A 17,142-nucleotide genomic window follows, 5' to 3' on the forward strand; every position below is an offset into this window, starting at 1 on the left:
CGGTGTCTCGCAACCTCAGACGAGCAACGTCCTTCTCCGATCAAGTGACGACAAGGTCAGGTACGACCGTACGACCTCGATCGGGCAGGGGCAACCGATTTACGGGCGCCGGGTGCTCGGGCTACGGCGCTCGGTTCAAGGGTGCTCGGGTTTACGGCGCTCGGTTCACGGGTGCTCGCGCAGCAGTTCCGTGAGGTCCTGGTCCCAGTTCAGGTACTGGTGCTCGCGCCCGGCCGGCACCAGGTGCTCCGAGCGCTCCAGGAAGAGGCGCAGCTCCGAGGTCCGGACGTGCACCATCGCGACCCCCTCCGGGGCGTGGAACTCGACCACCGTGCGGTCGTACCCGTACGGGCGCAGACGGACGTCGCCGACCCCCGCCGGGCGCTCGACGCCCTGGACGAGCAGCTCGCGGGCGAAGGCCCAGGAGACCTCGACGCCCTCCAGGGTCGCCGGTGGCGGGAAGGCCATGCTGACGGCGTACGGGTCCTCGCGGTCATACCGCAGGGTGGCGGGGACCGTCTCCATCCGGGGCATGGAAGCGACCAGACGGGCCTGGACGGATTGCTCGATGACGGCGGACAAGACCGGCTCCTCTCGCGCGGTTTCGGATCCTGTGCGTCTCCCCGACACCAGGGCACCTCACACCATGCAAGACGAGCGGCACGGCCGGAACGTGCACTCGGGGACCACGTGACCTGCGTCACCGGGCGGACGCGTTCGAGGTCAGCGCCGATCGGCGACGTCGTCGTCCGGCTCGGCGCAGGGGCCGGAGTGGTCGCAGTACGGCTGGTTCGCGGAGGCACCGCAGCCGCACAGCACCACCCGGGTCTCATGCCGGTCCCCGTGCGGGCCGGTCACGAGCAGGTCCCCGCGCAGAACGAGCTGGCCGGAGGGGGTGCGGCGCACGGTGGTGGGGGAGTCGGGGGGCTCGGCGACCGCGGCCTCCGCCGGGTGGTGGTGGTACTGGAGCGCCCCCGAGGGGCAGCGGCGGATCACCTCGGCGACCAGGCCGGGCTCGGCGGCGTCGGGCAGCACCCACGGGCGCCGGGACAGGTCGAAGACCTCGGGCAGGCCGTGCACGCACTCGGCCGCGTGCAGACAGCATCGTGGCTCGAAAGTGACGGTGATGCCCTCGCCCTCGTACTCCTTGGGCTTCGGCATCTCTTCGGTCGGCGCACGCTCGCCCGGACGGTCGCTCATGCCCCCCAGCCTAGGAACGCCCGGCGCGGGACGCACCCGGGACGCACCCTGGACGGGAACCACCCGGGGGCGCTAGCTTCCGGCGCCATGACGTCCATGGGGAAGACGAGACGAATGATGTCGGTGGGGCTGATCGGGGCGGCGCTCGCGCTGAGCCTGGCGGCCCCGGCGCGTGCCGGGGAGACCCCCACGGCCGCGGCCGGCTGGCAACTGACACCGACCGGCACCGACGCCCGCTTCCGCGGGCTCGCGGCGGTCGACCGCAGGACCGCCTGGGCCGCGGGCTCCAAGGGCACGGTGCTGCGCACCACGGACGGCGGCCGGAGCTGGCGGGACGTCTCGCCGCCCGGCGCGGGAGAGCTCGAACTCCGCGACGTGGAGGCCTTCGACGCCCGCCGGGCCGTCGTCCTCGCCATCGGGGAGGGCGAAGCCTCGCGCCTGCTGCGCACCGAGGACGGCGGCGCCACCTGGACCGAGTCCTTCCGGAACACCGACCCGCGCGCCTTCTACGACTGCGTCACCTTCTTCGACCGGCGGCACGGACTCGCCATGAGCGACCCCGTCGACGGGAAGTACCGCATCCTCTCCACCGGTGACGGCGGCCGGACCTGGCGGGTGCTGCCGACCGCCGGCATGCCGGACGCGCTCCCCGGCGAGGCCGGCTTCGCGGCGAGCGGCCAGTGCCTGGTGTCCTCCGGCCCCCGGGACGTGTGGCTCGCGACGGGCGGCGGCGCCACGGCCCGCGTGCTCCACTCCGCCGACCGCGGGCTGACCTGGACCGCGACCGCCACGCCGATCCCGGCCGGGGACCCCGCCCGGGGTGTCTTCGGCCTCGCCTTCCGCGACCGTACGCACGGCATCGCCGTCGGCGGTGACTACCGCAAGGACCAGCCGTCCCCGCGGGCCGCCGCGGTCACCAGGGACGGGGGCCGTACCTGGCACGCCTCGGACGCGCCGCCGCCGGCCTACCGCTCCGGCGTCGCCTGGCTCCCGCACAGCAGGGCGGCCGCGCTCGCCGTCGGTCCGACCGGCACGGACCTGACGACCGACGCGGGCCGCACCTGGCGCACGATCGACACCGGCTCGTACGACACGGTGGACTGCACGGACGACGGGTCGTGCTGGGCCTCCGGCGAGAAGGGCCGGATCGCCCGCCTCGGGCGCGACTGAGCGATGGCGATGCTCAGGAGGGCAGCTGCTCCCGGTACGGGGCGAGTCCCTCGACCGTCTTGGTCGCGTAGAACTCCGTGATCCGGTACGCGCACACGCCCTCGGCGCTGAACGGGTCGGCCGCCGCGATCGCCTCGATCTCCGCGCGGCCGACCCCGGCGGCCAGGATCACCCCGCCGTCGCGCGGGTTCTTCCGACCCGAGGCGAGGAACACGCCGGCGGCGTACTGCGCGTCCAGCCACTCGACGTGCGCGTCGAGCAGGGCGTCCGCCCGCTCGACGGGCGCGGTGTAGGTCAATTCCAGTACGAACATGATCGCCAGGCTACCGGGCACCCGGCGGACGCCGACGAGGCGTTCCAGTCCTCGGAACCGGGGTCGTAGGGTGGCTCGCACTATGACGATCATCGGTATTCCGGCGGGCTGGCCCGCCGACGAGGACTCCGCACGGGACGTCCAGCGGGAGCTGCGCGGGCGGATCGTGCTCGACGAGCCGGGGCCGGCCGTCGGCGAGGGCCACGTCACGGGGCTCGACGTGGCCTACGACGACGAGCGCGATCTCGTCGCCGCCGCGGCCGTCGTCCTCGACGCCCGGACCCTCGACGTGGTCGAGGAGGCCACGGCCGTCGGCCGCGTCTCCTTCCCCTACGTCCCCGGGCTCCTCGCCTTCCGTGAGATCCCGACCGTGCTCGCCGCGGTCGACGCCCTGACCGCGGACCCCGGCCTGCTCGTCTGCGACGGCTACGGCCTCGCCCATCCCCGCCGCTTCGGGCTCGCGAGCCATCTCGGGGTGCTGACCGGGCGGCCGTCCATCGGCGTCGCCAAGAACCCCTTCACCTTCACCTACGAGCAACCCGGTTCGGAACGCGGTGAGTTCAGCTCCCTGCTCGCCGAAGGGGAGGAGGTGGGGCGGGCCCTGCGGACCCAGGCCGGGGTGAAGCCCGTCTTCGTCTCCGTCGGCCACCGGGTCGACCTCGACCACGCTTGCGCCCACACGCTCCACCTCGCCCCGCGCTACCGCATCCCCGAGACCACGCGCCACGCCGACTCCCTCTGCCGCAAGGCACTCAAGGAAGCACTCGCGGCTACCTGAGTACCTGTACGGATACCGCACCGCTTTCCCGCCCGGCACAGTGGTCTCCATGACAACACCCCTTTCCGTTCCGCCTCGTTCCACGGAGCACGGCATGCCGTACGTCGTCGCCGACTGGGTCCTGGCATGATCGGGCGGCTGCGCTGCGTCGTCCTCGACTGCCCCGACGCGAAAGAACTCGCCCTGTTCTACCAGCGGTTGATCGGCGGCGAGGTCGAGAGCCCCGACCCCCGGTTGGCCGTCGGCGAGGGATCCGCCATCCTGCGCGGTGCCGCCGGCCCGGTCCTCGCCTTCCAGGACGTGGCCGACCACCGGCCGCCCGTCTGGGGCGCCCCCGAGCAGCAGTTCCACCTCGACGTACGGGTCGACGACCTGGCCGCCGCGGACGAGGCCGTCCTCCAACTCGGGGCCACACCGCTCGACGGCGGGGGCGGCGACCCGGCCTGGCGCGTCTACGCCGACCCGGCCGGACACCCCTTCCGCCTCGTACGGTTCTGAGGCCGGGCCCGCCTGCTCCGATCCGTCGGGCCCGGCCCGAGCCGACGCGCCGCGTATATCAGCCTCGGTGCGCCACCCGGAAGGCGATGCCCGCCGCGCGGAGCCGCTCGATCAGCGCGTCGCCCATCGCGACCGCCGTCGTCACCTGGCCCGCCGTCTTCGGCAGCGCGTCGAAGGCCAGGCAGAGCGCCGACTCGGCGAGCATCTTGGCCGTCTCGTCGTACCCCGGGTCGCCGCCCGACACCTCGGTGAACACCCGGCGCCCACCGCCCTCGCCGACGAACCGCACCGAGAACCAGCTACGGGCACGCCGTTCCGCCGACGGGCCCTGGCCCGGCTGGTAACGCTCCATCAGCCAACGCCGCACCGAAGGGAGTTGAGCCGCCGCCGCGCCGGCGCCGACGGCCGCCGTGCCGCCCAGGGCCATCGGGAGCGTCTTCACGGAGGCGTAGTGGCGGTAGCGGAAGTCCGGCCCGTACCGGTCGAGGGCGGCGGCCGAGCGGGCCACCACCTGCGGGTCGAGCGTCGGCAGCGGCAGGGCCCAGGTGCCCGTCTCCCGGCTGAACCGGGGGCTGCCCAGCGGCGCGCGGGCCCGCCGCCCCACCAGCCTCGGTGCGTGCAGGCGCCGTTCACGGGCCGCCGCCAGGACCTGCCGGCCCCGGCCGAGCGCGGTCAGCGCCGAGGCGAAGGTGCCGCCGGAGAAGGTGGCCCCGACCCGCACGAAGCCGTCGACGCGGAGCGGTACGCCCTCCGGGAGCTGCCGCACGGTGAAGTGCGCGCCCAGGTCGTGCGGGACGGAGTCGAAGCCGCAGGCGTGCACGATCCGGGCCCCGGTCTCGCGGGCGCGCGCGTCGTGCCGTACGTACATCAGGTCCACGAACTCGGCCTCGCCGGTGAGGTCCACACAGTCCGTCCCGGCCTCCGCGCAGGCGGCGACCAGGCCCTCCCCGTACCAGACGTACGGGCCGACGGTGGTCGCCACGACCCGCGCGGACTCGGCGAGCGCGCGCAGCGAGTCCGGATCGTCGGCGTCGGCGACGACCAGCGGCAGCTCCGCGCAGTGCGGCCACCGGGCGGCGAGCCGCTCGCGCAGGGCCGCGAGGCCGGCGCGGTTGCGCCCCGCGAGCGCCCAGCGGCACTCCGCGGGGGCGTGCTCGGCCAGGTACTCCGCGGTGAGCCCGCCCACGAAACCGGTCGCCCCGAAGAGCACGACGTCGTACGGCCGCCGGGTGCCGTCCTCGGGTCGCGCGTCGCCCGCCGCGTCCTCGGGTCGCACGCCGCCCGCCGCGTCTTCGGATCGCGCGTCGCCCGCCGCGTCCTCCGCTCCCGCTCCGGCCCCGCGTCCGGTCCCCGCCCCTGTCTCCATCCAGCCCCTCATTTCGGCCGTACCGCGCCGCCGCGCGCGGTTGTCGTCGGCGGAGAATAGCGGAACTCCGCACCGAGGCGATTTCCAAGCGCTTGCTCGGCCGGGGGGCTTGTGCCGAGTGGAACACGTTCCTAGCATCTCCGGTGTTACATCATTGGTGTCACACACATTCCTGGGGGCTCGATGAGCACGACGCACACCGCCCGGAACGGCCCGCTCGCCGGGGTGCGCGTGGTCGAACTGGCCGGCATCGGCCCCGGCCCCTTCGCCGCCATGCTCCTGGCCGACCTCGGCGCGGACGTCGTCCGCGTCGACCGTCCCGGCGGCGCCGGCCTCGGCATCGACCCGGCCCGCGACCTCACCAACCGCAACAAGCGCTCCGTCCTCGTCGACCTCAAGGCCGAGGACGGCCCCGCCACCGTGCTCGACCTCGTCGCGCGCGCCGACGTCCTGATCGAGGGCTACCGCCCCGGCGTCGCCGAACGCCTCGGCGTCGGCCCCGAGCCCTGCCTCGCCCGCAACCCCCGGCTCGTCTACGGCCGGATGACCGGCTGGGGTCAGGACGGACCCCTCTCCACGACCGCGGGCCACGACATCGGCTACATCGCGATCACCGGCGCCCTCGGCATGATCGGCCCCGACCCGGACGGGCCGCCCACCGTCCCCGCCAACCTCGTCGGCGACTACGCGGGCGGCTCCCTCTACCTCGTCATCGGCGTCCTCGCCGCCCTCCAGCACGCGCGGGCGCACGGCGAGGGCCAGGTCGTCGACGCCGCCATCGTCGACGGCACCGCCCACCTCACGACCATGATCCACGGCATGCTCGCGGCCGGCGGCTGGCAGGACCGCAGGGGCGTCAACCTCCTCGACGGCGGCTGTCCCTTCTACGGCGTCTACGCGACCGCCGACGGCGGACACATGGCGGTCGGCGCCCTGGAAGGACAGTTCTACTCGGAGTTCGTCCGCCTCCTCGGCATCGGCGTCGAGGAGGCCACAGCCCTGCGCGGCGACCTCGCCCGCTGGCCCGAACTCCGCGCGGCCGTCGCCGACCGCTTCCGGAGCCGTACCCGCGAGGAGTGGAGGTCCGTCTTCGAAGGCACCGACGCTTGCGTCGCTCCTGTCCTCTCCTTGCGTGAGGCCCCGGCTCACCCGCACCTCGTGGCCCGCGCCACCTTCGCCGAGCACGCCGGCCTCACCCAGCCCGCCCCCGCACCCCGCTTCTCCGTCACCCCCGGCACCCTCCGCTCGGGCCCCGCCCTGCCCGGTGCCGACACCGCCGCCGTCGCCCGCGACTGGGCCGTCCCCGCCCTGAAGACCCCGGAGATCCAGGAGACCGAAGCATGAAGCGCCAGCTCTACACCGCCGACCACGAGGCCTTCCGGGCGACCGTCCGCACCTTCCTGGCCAAGGAGGTGCTCCCCTACTACGAGCAGTGGGAGCGGGACGGCATCGTCGCCCGCGAGGCCTGGCGGGCCGCCGGCCGGCAGGGGCTGCTCGGGCTCGCCGTCGACGAGGAGTACGGCGGCGGGGGCAACCCCGACTTCCGCTACGGAGCCGTCCTCGCCGAGGAGTTCACCCGGGCCGGCGCCCCCGGACTCGCCATCGGCCTGCACAACGACATCATCGGCCCGTACCTCACCTCGCTGGCCACCGACGAGCAGAAGCGGCGCTGGCTGCCCGGCTTCTGCTCCGGCGAGACCGTCACCGCCATCGCCATGACGGAACCCGGCGCGGGCTCCGACCTCCAGGGCATCCGTACGACGGCCGAGGACCACGGCGACCACTGGATCCTCAACGGCTCCAAGACCTTCATCTCCAACGGCATCCTCGCCGACCTCGTGATCGTCGTCGCCCGCACCACCCCGGAGGGCGGCGCGCACGGCCTCTCCCTCCTCGTGGTCGAGCGCGGCGCCGCGGGCTTCGAGCGCGGCCGGAACCTCGACAAGATCGGCCAGAAGTCCCAGGACACCGCCGAGCTCTTCTTCCACGACGTCCGCGTCCCCAAGGAGAACCTCCTCGGCGAACTCAACGGCGCCTTCCTGCACCTGATGACCAACCTCGCCCAGGAGCGCCTGGCCATCGCCGTCGCCGGCATCGCCGGGGCCGAGTACCTCCTGGAGATCACCAGCAGGTACGTCAAGGAGCGCGAGGCCTTCGGCCGCCCGCTCGCCAAGCTCCAGCACGTCCGCTTCGAGATCGCCGAGATGGCCACCGAGTGCGCCGTCACCCGGACCTTCGTCGACCGCTGCATCGCCGAGCACACGGAGGGCGGACTCGACGCCGTCCACGCCTCCATGGCCAAGTGGTGGGCGACCGAACTCCAGAAGCGCGTCGCCGACCGCTGTCTGCAACTGCACGGCGGATACGGCTACATGAGCGAATTCCCGGTCGCCCGCGCCTACACCGACGGCCGGATCCAGACCATCTACGGCGGCACCACCGAGATCATGAAGGAGATCATCGGCCGGTCCCTCCTCGGCTGACCTCCTGCCGCCCGTCTTCTCCCACCCTCATCGCGAAAGGCTTTACGTGAGCACCGAAGCGTACGTGTACGACGCGATCCGCACCCCGCGCGGACGCGGCAAGGCCAACGGCTCCCTGCACGGCACCAAGCCCATCGACCTGGTCGTCGGCCTCATCCGGGAGATCCAGGCCCGCCAGCCGGGACTGGACCCGGCCGCCATCGACGACATCGTCCTCGGCGTCGTCGGCCCCGTCGGCGACCAGGGCTCCGACATCGCCCGGATCGCCGCCATCGCCGCCGGACTCCCCGACACCGTCGCCGGCGTCCAGGAGAACCGCTTCTGTGCCTCCGGCCTCGAAGCGGTCAACATGGCCGCGATGAAGGTGCGCTCCGGCTGGGAGGACCTCGTCCTCGCCGGCGGCGTCGAGTCCATGTCCCGCGTGCCGATGGCCTCCGACGGCGGCGCATGGTTCGCCGACCCGATGACCAACCTGGAGACCAACTTCGTCCCGCAGGGCATCGGTGCCGACCTCATCGCCACCATCGAGGGCTTCACCCGCCGCGACGTCGACGAGTACGCCGAGCTCTCCCAGGAGCGGGCCGCCGAGGCCTGGAAGGACGGGCGCTTCGCCCGCTCCGTCGTCCCCGTCGTGGACCGGGGCGGCCTCGTCGTCCTCGACCACGACGAGCACATGCGTCCCGGCACCACCGCCGACTCGCTCGCCCGCCTCAAGCCCTCCTTCGCCGACATCGGCGAACTGGGCGGCTTCGACGCCGTGGCCCTGCAGAAGTACCACTGGGTCGAGGAGATCGACCACGTCCACCACGCGGGCAACTCCTCCGGCATCGTCGACGGCGCCTCCCTCGTCGCCATCGGCTCGAAGGAGGTCGGCGAACGGTACGGACTGACCCCGCGCGCCCGGATCGTCGCGGCCGCCGTCTCCGGCTCCGAGCCGACCATCATGCTCACCGGCCCCGCACCGGCCGCCCGCAAGGCCCTCGCCAAGGCCGGTCTCACCATCGACGACATCGACCTCATCGAGATCAACGAGGCCTTCGCGGCCGTCGTCCTCCGCTTCGTCAAGGACATGGGCGTCTCCCTGGACAAGGTCAACGTCAACGGCGGCGCCATCGCGCTCGGCCACCCGCTCGGCGCCACCGGCGCGATGATCCTCGGCACCCTCGTCGACGAGCTGGAGCGCCAGGACAAGCGCTACGGCCTCGCCACGCTCTGCGTCGGCGGCGGCATGGGCATCGCCACCATCGTCGAGCGCGTCTGACGGTCCCGTCCGAACCCCTCTTCACGGATCCACGGAGAAGCAGAGACATGAGCGAGAGCACCACCATCCGCTGGGAGCAGGACGCGACCGGGATCGTCACCCTCGTCCTCGACGACCCGAACCAGTCCGCCAACACCATGAACCAGGCCTTCCGGGCCTCGATCACCGCGATCGCCGACCGCGTGGAGGCCGAGCAGGACACCATCCGGGGCATCATCTACACCTCCGCGAAGAAGACCTTCTTCGCCGGCGGCGACCTCAAGGACATGGTCCAGGCGGGCCCCGAGCACGCCCGGGACATCTTCGACGCCGCCCTTGAGATCAAGAACGCGCTGCGCCGCATCGAGACCCTCGGCAAGCCCGTCGTCGCCGCGATCAACGGCGCGGCACTCGGTGGCGGCTACGAGATCGCCCTCGCCTCCCACCACCGCGTCGCCCTCGACGCCCCCGGCTCCAAGATCGGCCTGCCCGAGGTCACCCTCGGCCTGCTGCCGGGCGGCGGCGGCATCGCCCGTACCGTACGGCTCATGGGCATCACCGACGCCCTGCTCAAGGTGCTGCTCCAGGGCACCCAGTACACGCCGAAGCGCGCCCTCGACAACGGCCTCGTCCACGAGGTGGCCGCCACCCCCGAGGAGATGATGGCCAAGGCCATCGGCTTCATCGACGCGCACCCCGAGTCCCGCCAGCCCTGGGACGTCCCCGGCCACCGGATCCCCGGCGGCACCCCGTCGAACCCGAAGTTCGCCGCCAACCTGCCGGCCTTCCCCGCCAACCTGCGCAAGCAGCTGAACGGCGCGCCCTACCCGGCGCCCCGCGCCATCATGGCCGCCGCCGTCGAGGGCTCCCAGGTCGACTTCGAGACCGCGAGCACGATCGAGAGCCGGTACTTCACCGAACTGGTCATCGGGCAGACCGCGAAGAACATGATCCAGGCGTTCTTCTTCGACCTCCAGGCCGTCAACTCCGGTGCCAGCCGGCCGAAGGGCATCGCACCGCGCCCGGTCCGCAAGGTCGCCGTCCTCGGCGCCGGCATGATGGGCGCCGGCATCGCGTACTCCTGCGCCCGCGCCGGCATCGAAGTCGTCCTCAAGGACGTCTCCGCCGAGTCCGCCGCCAAGGGCAAGGCCTACTCCGAGAAGCTCTGCGCCAAGGCCGTCACCCGGGGCCGCACCACGCAGGAGAAGGCCGACGCGCTCCTCGCCCGCATCACCGCGACCTCCGACGTCCAGGCCCTGGCCGGCTGCGACGCCGTGATCGAGGCGGTCTTCGAGGACACGTCCCTCAAGCACAAGGTCTTCCAGGAGATCCAGGGCCTCGTCGCCCCCGACGCGCTGCTCTGCTCCAACACCTCGACCCTGCCGATCTCCGTCCTCGCCGAGGGCGTCGAGCGCCAGGCCGACTTCATCGGCCTGCACTTCTTCTCGCCCGTCGACAAGATGCCGCTCGTCGAGATCATCAAGGGCGAGCGGACCGGCGACGAGGCCCTCGCCCGCGCCTTCGACCTGGTCCGGCAGATCAACAAGACGCCGATCGTCGTCAACGACTCCCGCGGCTTCTTCACCTCCCGCGTGATCGGCCACTTCATCAATGAGGGCGTGGCCATGGTCGGCGAGGGCATCGAGCCCGCCTCGATCGAGCAGGCGGCCGCCCAGGCCGGCTACCCGGCGAAGGTCCTCTCCCTCATGGACGAGCTGACCCTGACGCTGCCCCGCAAGATCCGGAACGAGACCCGGCGCGCGATCGAGGAGGCCGGCGGGGAGTGGGCCACCCACCCCGGCGAGGCCGTGATCGACCGCATGGTCGACGAGTTCGGCCGCCCCGGCCGCAGCGGCGGCGCGGGCTTCTACGCGTACGCGGAGGACGGCAAGCGCGGCAAGCTCTGGCCCGGCCTGCGCGAGCACTTCACGAAGCCCGGATACGAGATCCCCTTCCGCGACATGCAGGAGCGGATGCTGTTCTCCGAAGCCCTTGACACCGTCCGGCTCCTGGAGGAGGGCGTCCTGACCTCCGTCGCCGACGCCAACATCGGCTCCATCATGGGCATCGGCTTCCCGGCCTGGACCGGCGGCGTGCTCCAGTACATCAACGGCTACGAGGGTGGTGTCGCCGGCTTCGCGGCCCGCGCGCGCGAGCTGGCGGAGACGTACGGCGAGCGCTTCGAGCCCCCGGCGCTCCTCGTCGAGAAGGCCGAGCGCGGCGAGGTCTTCACCGACTCCTGAACGCGGCGCGCAGCTCCTCGCGGAGCGAGCGCTGGAAGGCCGTGACCAGGGCCTGGACCACCATCGGCTGCATATGGGCCGAGAGCGACCGCATGGCGTTCAGGTGGTCCGGGTCCTCGGCGCTCTCCCGGTACGGGTTCCACACCTCGTCCCGGAAGAGCCGGGAGAGCTCCTGGGCGGCGGCGCGCGCGTGCTCCACGAGGACCGTCCGGGAGGCGAGGATCGTCTCGTGCTCGATCGGCACGTCGAGGAGCTCGACCCCCAGCCGCAGCAGCGCCCCGTCGAGCCGGAAGGCGTCACTCCCAGGGATCCGCTCCAGCACCCCCATCGCGGCGAGCCGCTCCACGTCCCGCTCGGCGAGCGGCCGCCCGGCACGCCGCTCCAGCTCGCGCGGGGTGATCTCGTCGGCGGACTCGGGCGCCCAGGAGGCCACGAGGGCCCGGTGGATGGCCAGGTCCTGCTCGCTGAGATCGGCCGGCAGCTGCTCCAGGTACCGCTCGATCGCGGCCAGGGTCATGCCCTGCCGCTGGAGCTCCTCGATGAGCGCGAGCCGCGCCAGGTGCCCGGGCCCGTAGTGACCGACCCGCCGGGCCCCGATGACGGGCGGCGGCAGCAGCCCCCGCGTCCCGTAGAACCGCACGGTCCGCACCGTGACCCCGGCCCGCGCGGCCAGCTCGTCGACCGTATAGCTCGGCTCGTGTTCCTCGTCGCTCACTTGGACAGTATTGCTGTCTCACCACCGGTGTAAAAGACCACGCACACTGTCAGTGGCTGCCCGTAGCGTGATCGACAGGAACGATCGGACCGGGGGATACCGGTCAGCGTGTACGACTTCGGCGCGTAAGGGGCACGGGGGCGGGGCATGGCGGGCGCTGTGGGTGGCGGGAGCTAGAGTCGGCGGCTGTTCGAATCGGGGGAACGGCAACAGGGGAGTCAGATGTACGCGCAACTCAGGGAGACGGCTGACGAGTTGGCCGGAATCCTGTGGCGGGAGCACACCGTCTACCGGGAGCGGGGCGGTGGTGTGGTCATCCGGGGCGAGCACGTGCGCCGCTGGATCAGCCTCGCCCCGACCGGGGGCAAGGACCGGGCGCTGCTGCGCGCCGGGCGGATCCTCGACGGGGGGACCACCGCCCCGGCCCGGAGCGAGATAGTCGTCGACCTGACGGCCGGGACGGCGGAGCTGGCGACGATCTGCCGGCGGCTGCTCGCCGATGTCGCCGCCGGCGCCGACACGGCCCAGGGGCCGTCCCGCGCGGGACGGGCGGAGGGGAAGGCGGGCAAGCCCGTGAAGCGGGCGAAGCCGGAGCGAGCGGCGCGTGCCGCCCGCCCCGGCGGACCCCGCACGTCGCGGCACACGAGCCTCGGCTCCTGGTTCGTCCTGCTCTGCGTCGCCGGGGTCCTCGGCGTCTGGCTGTACGGCGTCTTCGGCCGGCCCGGGTACTAGACACCGGTCACCGGCTCGCGGACCGGTCGGTCAGAAGCCGGTGACGGGGTAGTGGTCGGAGAGGTTGGTGTACGTGTACTGCGTGCCCCAGCTGGAGACCGTCCACGGGGCGCTCTTCTCCAGGACCACGTGGTTGGTCCAGCCGGCGGGGCGGGCGTTCCCGGCCCGGTACAGGACGTAGTCGAGGTCCTCGCGCGGGTCGTCCGGGTAGCGCTCGGAGGCGATCGAGTTCAGCTCGGTGTCGAAGGAGTACGGGTGGCCGGTGCGCGAGTCGGCCCCCGCCAGGCCCGCGTCGGCGAGCATCGTGCCGTACTCGGACGTGTGCGAGTCGACGTTCATGTCGCCGGCGACGATGACCTGCTCGTTCGCCGGGATGTTCTTGGCGTCCAGGAAGGCGTCCATCGCCTTGAACTGGCGGCTGCGCATCTGCGCCGCCTCGCCCGCCGAGCAGCCCGGGTCGGTGGACTGGGCGTGGGTGCCGACGACGTGGACCCGGCTTCCGTTCACGTCCAGGACGGTGTAGACGAAGCCCTTGTTCGAGTACCAGTCGGCGCCGCAGGCGTCCTTGTAGACGTACTGCTCCTTGCGGACGATCGGCCACTTGCTGAAGATCGTCACCCCGCCGTCCTCGGGCGTGGTCGCGGAGTAGGCCCCACCGGTGGCGTCCCAGCCCGTCTTGCTGCGGCCCATGACCGGGGTCTGGTGCGGGTACTGCGCGGCGGCGTTCGCCTTGAGCGCGTCGGAGGAGGAGTTGTCGAAGGCCTCCTGGATCACGACGACGTCCTGCCCCCGGAAGAAGGAGGCGGCGGGGATAGCCTTGGCCCGGTGGTCCTGGCCCCAGTTCGGGTACAGGGTCTTGGAGAAGAGGAACGCGTTGTACGTGAGCACCTTCAGGCGCGGGGCCTCGGCGGTCGCGGCGCCGGCGGCGCCGGCGGCCGGGGCGGTCGCCGCCAGGGTGGCGGCGGCGAGCGCGAGGGAAAGGGCGGCGCCGGGGGCGCGGCGGAGCGCGGCGAAGGACAAGGGAACTCCCAAGGAGGCGTGGGGGGTTGGCCTGGCGCCGCACATACAATCAGCCGTGGTTACCTTCCGGTAGCCTTTGGATGCCGGGAATCTTGCCGAACTCGCACAACCGCGCCAACTCTCGTCCCGGTGTCTGAATTGTCCTTATTTGAACCAGGTAGAATGCGCGCATGACCCTCGCGAACTCCCAAGTCTTCAAGATGGACCTCGGTCCGCTCAACCCCGTCTGGGCCGAGCTCATCCTCGGCGTGGTGTTGTTTGCACTCACCTTCCTCATCCTGGCGAAGGGGATCCTCCCGAAGATCCGCCGCACCCTCGACGAGCGTGAGGACGCCATCGACGGCGGCACCGAGCGCGCCGACGACCTGCGCTCCGAGGCCACGCAGATCCGCGAGCAGTACGAGGCGGAGCTCGCCGAGGCCCGCCACGAGGCCGCGCGCATCCGCTCCAAGGCCACCGAGGAGGGCTCGGCCGCCATCGCCGCCGCCCGTGCCGAGGGCAACGCCGAGCGTGAGGCCATCCTCGCCGCCGGTGCCGAGAAGATCGCCGCCGAGCGTGCCGCCGCCGAGCGCGAGCTCACCGCGGACGTCGACGCCTGGGCCCACGCCCTCGCCGCCCGTATCGTCGGGGAGCCGGTCGGGGCCGACCGCTCCTGACCCTTGGTTCTCCATGAGGGGGCCGTCCCCGGGCAGCAGAACGCCCGGGTGACGGCCCCTTCGTCGTGGGTGCAGTCTGGACGTGTGACCGGATGCCTGACCGGATGTGTGACGGACGCGTGACCGGATGCGTGACCGGTCGCGTACGGCCGGATGTGTGAGGAGAGCGACCGTATGAACCGCCCGCAGGAGTCCGCCGCCCGAGCCCCGGCCGGCGATCCCGCACCCCCGCCCGTCGGCGGCGTGCTGTGGAGCGTCGCCGGCGACGTCCGGGCACTCCTGATGCTGCCCGCCGCCCTCGCCATGCAGGTCGCCCACCCCGCGATCGGCGCCGGGGTCGACGAGCACTCCGTCTTCCGCACCGACCCCTGGGGCCGCGGCGAGCGCTCCCTGCGCTCGCTCCAGCTCTGGGTGTACGGGGGCGACGAGGCCGCCGAGGAGGGCCGCCGCCTCCGGCGGCTGCACCGCGACATCCAGGGCGCCGACGCCCACGGCCGCGCGTACCACGCCCTCACCCCCGCCTACTACTCGTGGGTGCACGCGACCGGCTTCCCCGTCTACCGGTACGGCCTCGGCCTCCTCGCCCGCCCCCTCACCGACGCCCAGGAGCGGCAGCTGTACGCCGAGTGGCTCCGGGTCGGCCGCGTCCTCGGCATCCACGACCGGGACATGCCGCAGACGGTCGAGGAGTTCTGGCCGCACTACCGGAAGGTCCTCGCCGAGGAGCTGGAGGCGACCGTCGTCGTCCGGGAGCTGCTCGACCCGGACCTGCCGGTGCCCGCCCCGGACCGGGGCCCCCTGCCCGTCCGGCTCGCGCTGCGGCTGCTCTGGCCCGCACTGCGCCGCCCGTTCCTGCGGCTGCGGGCCTTCCTCACCGTGGGCCTGATGCCCCCGGACGCCCGCGAGGCCATCGGCCTGGAGTGGACGGACGCGCAGGAGCGCGCGCTGCGCCGGTTCGCCCTGATCGTCCGGGCCGTGGTCCCCGTCCTGCCCGAGCGGCTGCGCTACCTGCCCATGGCCCGTAAGGCCCGCGGGGCCGCCCGCCGCGCGAAGCGCTGACGGACGGCCCGCTCACCGTACGAACGCCGTGCGGTCAGTGCTCGTCGTGGTCGTGGACCGTGTTCGTCGCCGCGATCTTCTTCCACGACTTCGGCTGCGCGGGCTTCGGAGCGGCCGACCGCGCCGCCGACCGCGCGGCGGGCCCGGTCGCGGGCGCGGCCGCCGCGGGGGCGGACAGGCCGGCCGCGTCCGCCGTCGACGCGGCCGGCTTCGACGGCTGGTACAGCCAGGTGTCGAAGAGCCCGGCCAGCGGCTTGCCGGAGACCCGCTCCGCGTACCGCACGAAGTCGCCGACGCGCGCGTTCCCGTAGGCGAACTCCTGCGGCCAGCCCTTCAGGATCGCGAAGAAGTCCTCGTCGCCGATCTCGTTGCGCAAGGCCTGGAGCGCCAGCGCGCCCCGGTCGTAGACGGCGATGTGGAACTGGTTCTCCGCGCCCGGGTCACCCGGCTTGACCGTCCAGAACGGGTCCTCGGCCGTCCGCGTGGCGTACACGTAGTCCGCCAGCTCCTGGGCCGTGCCCTCGCCCTCCTTCTCCGACCACAGCCACTGGCTGTAGCGGGCGAAGCCCTCGTTGACCCAGATGTCCTTCCAGTCCTGGACGGACACGCTGTCGCCGTACCACTGGTGCGCCAGCTCGTGGACGACGACCGACACGTTCGCGCCGTTGGCGAACTGCCGCGGACTGTAGAACGGGCGTGTCTGCGTCTCCAGGGCGAATCCGCTGGTCACGTTCGGCACATACCCGCCGAGGGAGTTGAAGGGGTACGGCCCGAAGACCCCCTCCAGCCACTCCGCGACCTCGGTCGTGCGCTCGATCGAGGCGCGCGCCGCACCCGCGTTGTCGCCGAGGTCCTTGCTGTACGCGTTGAGGACCGGCAGCCCGTTCGCCGTCTTGTCCGTGGTGATGTCGAACTTGCCGACGGCGAGTGTGGCCAGATAGGTCGCCTGCGGCTTGTTCGAACGCCAGTTGAAGCGCGTCCAGCCCAGCCGCGAGGACTGCGACTGGAGCACACCGTTGCTGATGGCCTGCGTGCCGTCCGGCACGGAGACGGAGACGTCGAAGGTGGCCTTGTCCAGCGGGTGGTCGTTCGACGGGAACCACCAGACGGCCGAGTCCGGCTCCTGCGCGGCGACGCCGCCGTCCGGGGTGCGGGCCCAGGCCGACCAGCCGTCGACCTTGAACTCGGAGGGCTTGCCCGCGTAGCGGACGACCACCGAGATCGCCTTGTTCTTCTCCAGCGGGGCGGCCGGGGTCACCTCCAGCTCGTGGTCGCCCGAGGTGGAGAACTTCGCGAGGCGGCCGTTGACCCGGACCTCGCTGACCTTCAGCCCGAGGTCCAGGTTGAACCGGGACAGGTTCTGCTTCGTCGTGGCGAGGATCGTCGCCGTACCTTCGAGCAGATCGGTCTCCGGCTGGTACTTCAGCCGCAGGTCGTAATGGGAGACGTCGTAGCCGCCGTTGCCGCTGGCGGGGTAGTAGGAGTCGCCGATGCCCGGGGCCCCAGGTACGAAGTCGGCCGCCGATGCCGGGATCGCCAGCAGCAGGGAGGCCGCGAGGGCGCTCGGAACGATGATTCTGCGGTGCACAGGTGCTCCCCAAGTCATAAGAAACGTAAGACGCGCGGGTGGTCGTCGGTCCTTAGTCCGGAGCCTATTCAGCCCCCGACG

General features: G+C 72.4%; 17 protein-coding genes. 10 read left to right on the plus strand and 7 right to left on the minus strand.

Going from position 1 to position 17,142, the window contains the following annotated elements; genetic code table 11:
* Positions 1 to 165 precede the first annotated feature (165 nt).
* Both ACFWWU_RS19440 and ACFWWU_RS19445 read right to left on the minus strand, forming a co-directional pair.
* Positions 166 to 582: an SsgA family sporulation/cell division regulator gene (locus ACFWWU_RS19440; protein ID WP_384146841.1), complete on the minus strand. Its 417-nt coding sequence runs from the start codon at positions 580 to 582 to the stop codon at positions 166 to 168.
* 141 nt (positions 583 to 723) lie between these two features.
* Entirely contained in the window at positions 724 to 1,200 is a 477-nt protein-coding gene (locus tag ACFWWU_RS19445) for a (4Fe-4S)-binding protein (RefSeq protein WP_384146844.1), read from the minus strand.
* An 87-nt stretch (positions 1,201 to 1,287) separates the two neighbouring features.
* On the opposite strand from ACFWWU_RS19445, the gene ACFWWU_RS19450 reads away from it, so the two are divergent.
* Positions 1,288 to 2,370, plus strand: coding sequence for a WD40/YVTN/BNR-like repeat-containing protein (locus ACFWWU_RS19450; protein WP_384146847.1), 1,083 nt, complete (start codon positions 1,288 to 1,290; stop codon positions 2,368 to 2,370).
* A gap of 13 nt (positions 2,371 to 2,383) precedes the next feature.
* Here the strand turns inward: ACFWWU_RS19450 and ACFWWU_RS19455 are convergent, their stop codons facing one another.
* On the minus strand, positions 2,384 to 2,683 hold the full coding sequence (locus ACFWWU_RS19455) for a YciI family protein (RefSeq protein WP_317600813.1): 300 nt from the start codon (positions 2,681 to 2,683) through the stop codon (positions 2,384 to 2,386).
* An 82-nt stretch (positions 2,684 to 2,765) separates the two neighbouring features.
* Between ACFWWU_RS19455 and ACFWWU_RS19460 the strand changes: the two genes are divergently transcribed.
* Both ACFWWU_RS19460 and ACFWWU_RS19465 read left to right on the plus strand, forming a co-directional pair.
* Entirely contained in the window at positions 2,766 to 3,461 is a 696-nt protein-coding gene (locus tag ACFWWU_RS19460; RefSeq protein ID WP_384146851.1) for an endonuclease V, read from the plus strand.
* 126 nt (positions 3,462 to 3,587) lie between these two features.
* Positions 3,588 to 3,959: a VOC family protein gene (locus ACFWWU_RS19465; protein ID WP_384146854.1), complete on the plus strand. Its 372-nt coding sequence runs from the start codon at positions 3,588 to 3,590 to the stop codon at positions 3,957 to 3,959.
* 58 nt (positions 3,960 to 4,017) lie between these two features.
* Here the strand turns inward: ACFWWU_RS19465 and ACFWWU_RS19470 are convergent, their stop codons facing one another.
* Positions 4,018 to 5,325: a saccharopine dehydrogenase family protein gene (locus ACFWWU_RS19470; protein ID WP_384146857.1), complete on the minus strand. Its 1,308-nt coding sequence runs from the start codon at positions 5,323 to 5,325 to the stop codon at positions 4,018 to 4,020.
* Between the two features lie 183 nt (positions 5,326 to 5,508).
* Here ACFWWU_RS19470 and ACFWWU_RS19475 point away from each other — a divergent pair, with 183 nt between their 5' ends.
* From ACFWWU_RS19475 to ACFWWU_RS19490, 4 genes are read left to right on the plus strand one after another with little or no spacing between them, the layout of a single operon-like run.
* Positions 5,509 to 6,669, plus strand: a complete 1,161-nt coding sequence (locus tag ACFWWU_RS19475) for a CaiB/BaiF CoA transferase family protein (RefSeq protein WP_384146860.1) — start codon at positions 5,509 to 5,511, stop codon at positions 6,667 to 6,669.
* A complete protein-coding gene (locus ACFWWU_RS19480; protein WP_384146863.1) occupies positions 6,666 to 7,808 on the plus strand; it encodes an acyl-CoA dehydrogenase family protein in 1,143 nt (380 codons plus the stop codon). The genes ACFWWU_RS19475 and ACFWWU_RS19480 overlap by 4 nt, the downstream gene beginning before the upstream one ends.
* 46 nt (positions 7,809 to 7,854) lie before the next feature.
* Complete coding sequence (locus tag ACFWWU_RS19485) at positions 7,855 to 9,069, plus strand: acetyl-CoA C-acetyltransferase (protein ID WP_384146867.1); 1,215 nt, start codon at positions 7,855 to 7,857, stop codon at positions 9,067 to 9,069.
* 47 nt (positions 9,070 to 9,116) lie between these two features.
* Positions 9,117 to 11,291: a 3-hydroxyacyl-CoA dehydrogenase NAD-binding domain-containing protein gene (locus ACFWWU_RS19490; protein ID WP_384146870.1), complete on the plus strand. Its 2,175-nt coding sequence runs from the start codon at positions 9,117 to 9,119 to the stop codon at positions 11,289 to 11,291.
* Here ACFWWU_RS19490 and ACFWWU_RS19495 read toward each other — a convergent pair.
* The gene (locus ACFWWU_RS19495; RefSeq protein ID WP_384146873.1) at positions 11,278 to 12,006 is read right to left on the minus strand and encodes a MerR family transcriptional regulator; all 729 of its coding nucleotides are present in this window, start codon (positions 12,004 to 12,006) and stop codon (positions 11,278 to 11,280) included. The two genes, ACFWWU_RS19490 and ACFWWU_RS19495, sit on opposite strands and share 14 nt — an antisense overlap.
* 222 nt (positions 12,007 to 12,228) lie before the next feature.
* Here ACFWWU_RS19495 and ACFWWU_RS19500 point away from each other — a divergent pair, with 222 nt between their 5' ends.
* On the plus strand, positions 12,229 to 12,738 hold the full coding sequence (locus ACFWWU_RS19500) for a hypothetical protein (protein ID WP_384146876.1): 510 nt from the start codon (positions 12,229 to 12,231) through the stop codon (positions 12,736 to 12,738).
* A gap of 30 nt (positions 12,739 to 12,768) precedes the next feature.
* Here ACFWWU_RS19500 and sph read toward each other — a convergent pair whose 3' ends face one another.
* Positions 12,769 to 13,803, minus strand: a complete 1,035-nt coding sequence (gene sph, locus ACFWWU_RS19505) for a sphingomyelin phosphodiesterase (RefSeq protein WP_384146879.1) — start codon at positions 13,801 to 13,803, stop codon at positions 12,769 to 12,771.
* A gap of 125 nt (positions 13,804 to 13,928) precedes the next feature.
* Here sph and ACFWWU_RS19510 point away from each other — a divergent pair, with 125 nt between their 5' ends.
* Together ACFWWU_RS19510 and ACFWWU_RS19515 are read left to right on the plus strand one after the other, a co-directional pair.
* Entirely contained in the window at positions 13,929 to 14,414 is a 486-nt protein-coding gene (locus ACFWWU_RS19510; RefSeq protein ID WP_384146882.1) for a hypothetical protein, read from the plus strand.
* A 174-nt stretch (positions 14,415 to 14,588) separates the two neighbouring features.
* A complete protein-coding gene (locus ACFWWU_RS19515) occupies positions 14,589 to 15,473 on the plus strand; it encodes an oxygenase MpaB family protein (protein WP_384146885.1) in 885 nt (294 codons plus the stop codon).
* 34 nt (positions 15,474 to 15,507) lie between these two features.
* Here the strand turns inward: ACFWWU_RS19515 and ACFWWU_RS19520 are convergent, their stop codons facing one another.
* Entirely contained in the window at positions 15,508 to 17,061 is a 1,554-nt protein-coding gene (locus tag ACFWWU_RS19520; RefSeq protein WP_384146888.1) for a M1 family metallopeptidase, read from the minus strand.
* Between the last annotated feature and the right edge of the window lie 81 nt (positions 17,062 to 17,142).

The sequence above is a fragment of the Streptomyces sp. NPDC058650 genome, from assembly GCF_042717315.1.
In the GTDB taxonomy this organism is placed as follows: Bacteria; Actinomycetota; Actinomycetes; order Streptomycetales; family Streptomycetaceae; genus Streptomyces.

Coding starts and splice junctions, on each gene's coding strand:
- ACFWWU_RS19445 (WP_384146844.1), bottom strand. CDS start 1,200: ATGAGCGACCGTCCGGGCGAGCGTGCGCCGACCGAAGAGATGCCGAAG.
- ACFWWU_RS19455 (WP_317600813.1), bottom strand. CDS start 2,683: ATGTTCGTACTGGAATTGACCTACACCGCGCCCGTCGAGCGGGCGGAC.
- sph (WP_384146879.1), bottom strand. CDS start 13,803: ATGTGCGGCGCCAGGCCAACCCCCCACGCCTCCTTGGGAGTTCCCTTG.
- ACFWWU_RS19510 (WP_384146882.1), top strand. CDS start 13,929: ATGACCCTCGCGAACTCCCAAGTCTTCAAGATGGACCTCGGTCCGCTC.
- ACFWWU_RS19475 (WP_384146860.1), top strand. CDS start 5,509: ATGAGCACGACGCACACCGCCCGGAACGGCCCGCTCGCCGGGGTGCGC.
- ACFWWU_RS19500 (WP_384146876.1), top strand. CDS start 12,229: ATGTACGCGCAACTCAGGGAGACGGCTGACGAGTTGGCCGGAATCCTG.
- ACFWWU_RS19515 (WP_384146885.1), top strand. CDS start 14,589: ATGAACCGCCCGCAGGAGTCCGCCGCCCGAGCCCCGGCCGGCGATCCC.
- ACFWWU_RS19470 (WP_384146857.1), bottom strand. CDS start 5,325: ATGGAGACAGGGGCGGGGACCGGACGCGGGGCCGGAGCGGGAGCGGAG.
- ACFWWU_RS19460 (WP_384146851.1), top strand. CDS start 2,766: ATGACGATCATCGGTATTCCGGCGGGCTGGCCCGCCGACGAGGACTCC.
- ACFWWU_RS19450 (WP_384146847.1), top strand. CDS start 1,288: ATGACGTCCATGGGGAAGACGAGACGAATGATGTCGGTGGGGCTGATC.
- ACFWWU_RS19490 (WP_384146870.1), top strand. CDS start 9,117: ATGAGCGAGAGCACCACCATCCGCTGGGAGCAGGACGCGACCGGGATC.
- ACFWWU_RS19465 (WP_384146854.1), top strand. CDS start 3,588: ATGATCGGGCGGCTGCGCTGCGTCGTCCTCGACTGCCCCGACGCGAAA.
- ACFWWU_RS19480 (WP_384146863.1), top strand. CDS start 6,666: ATGAAGCGCCAGCTCTACACCGCCGACCACGAGGCCTTCCGGGCGACC.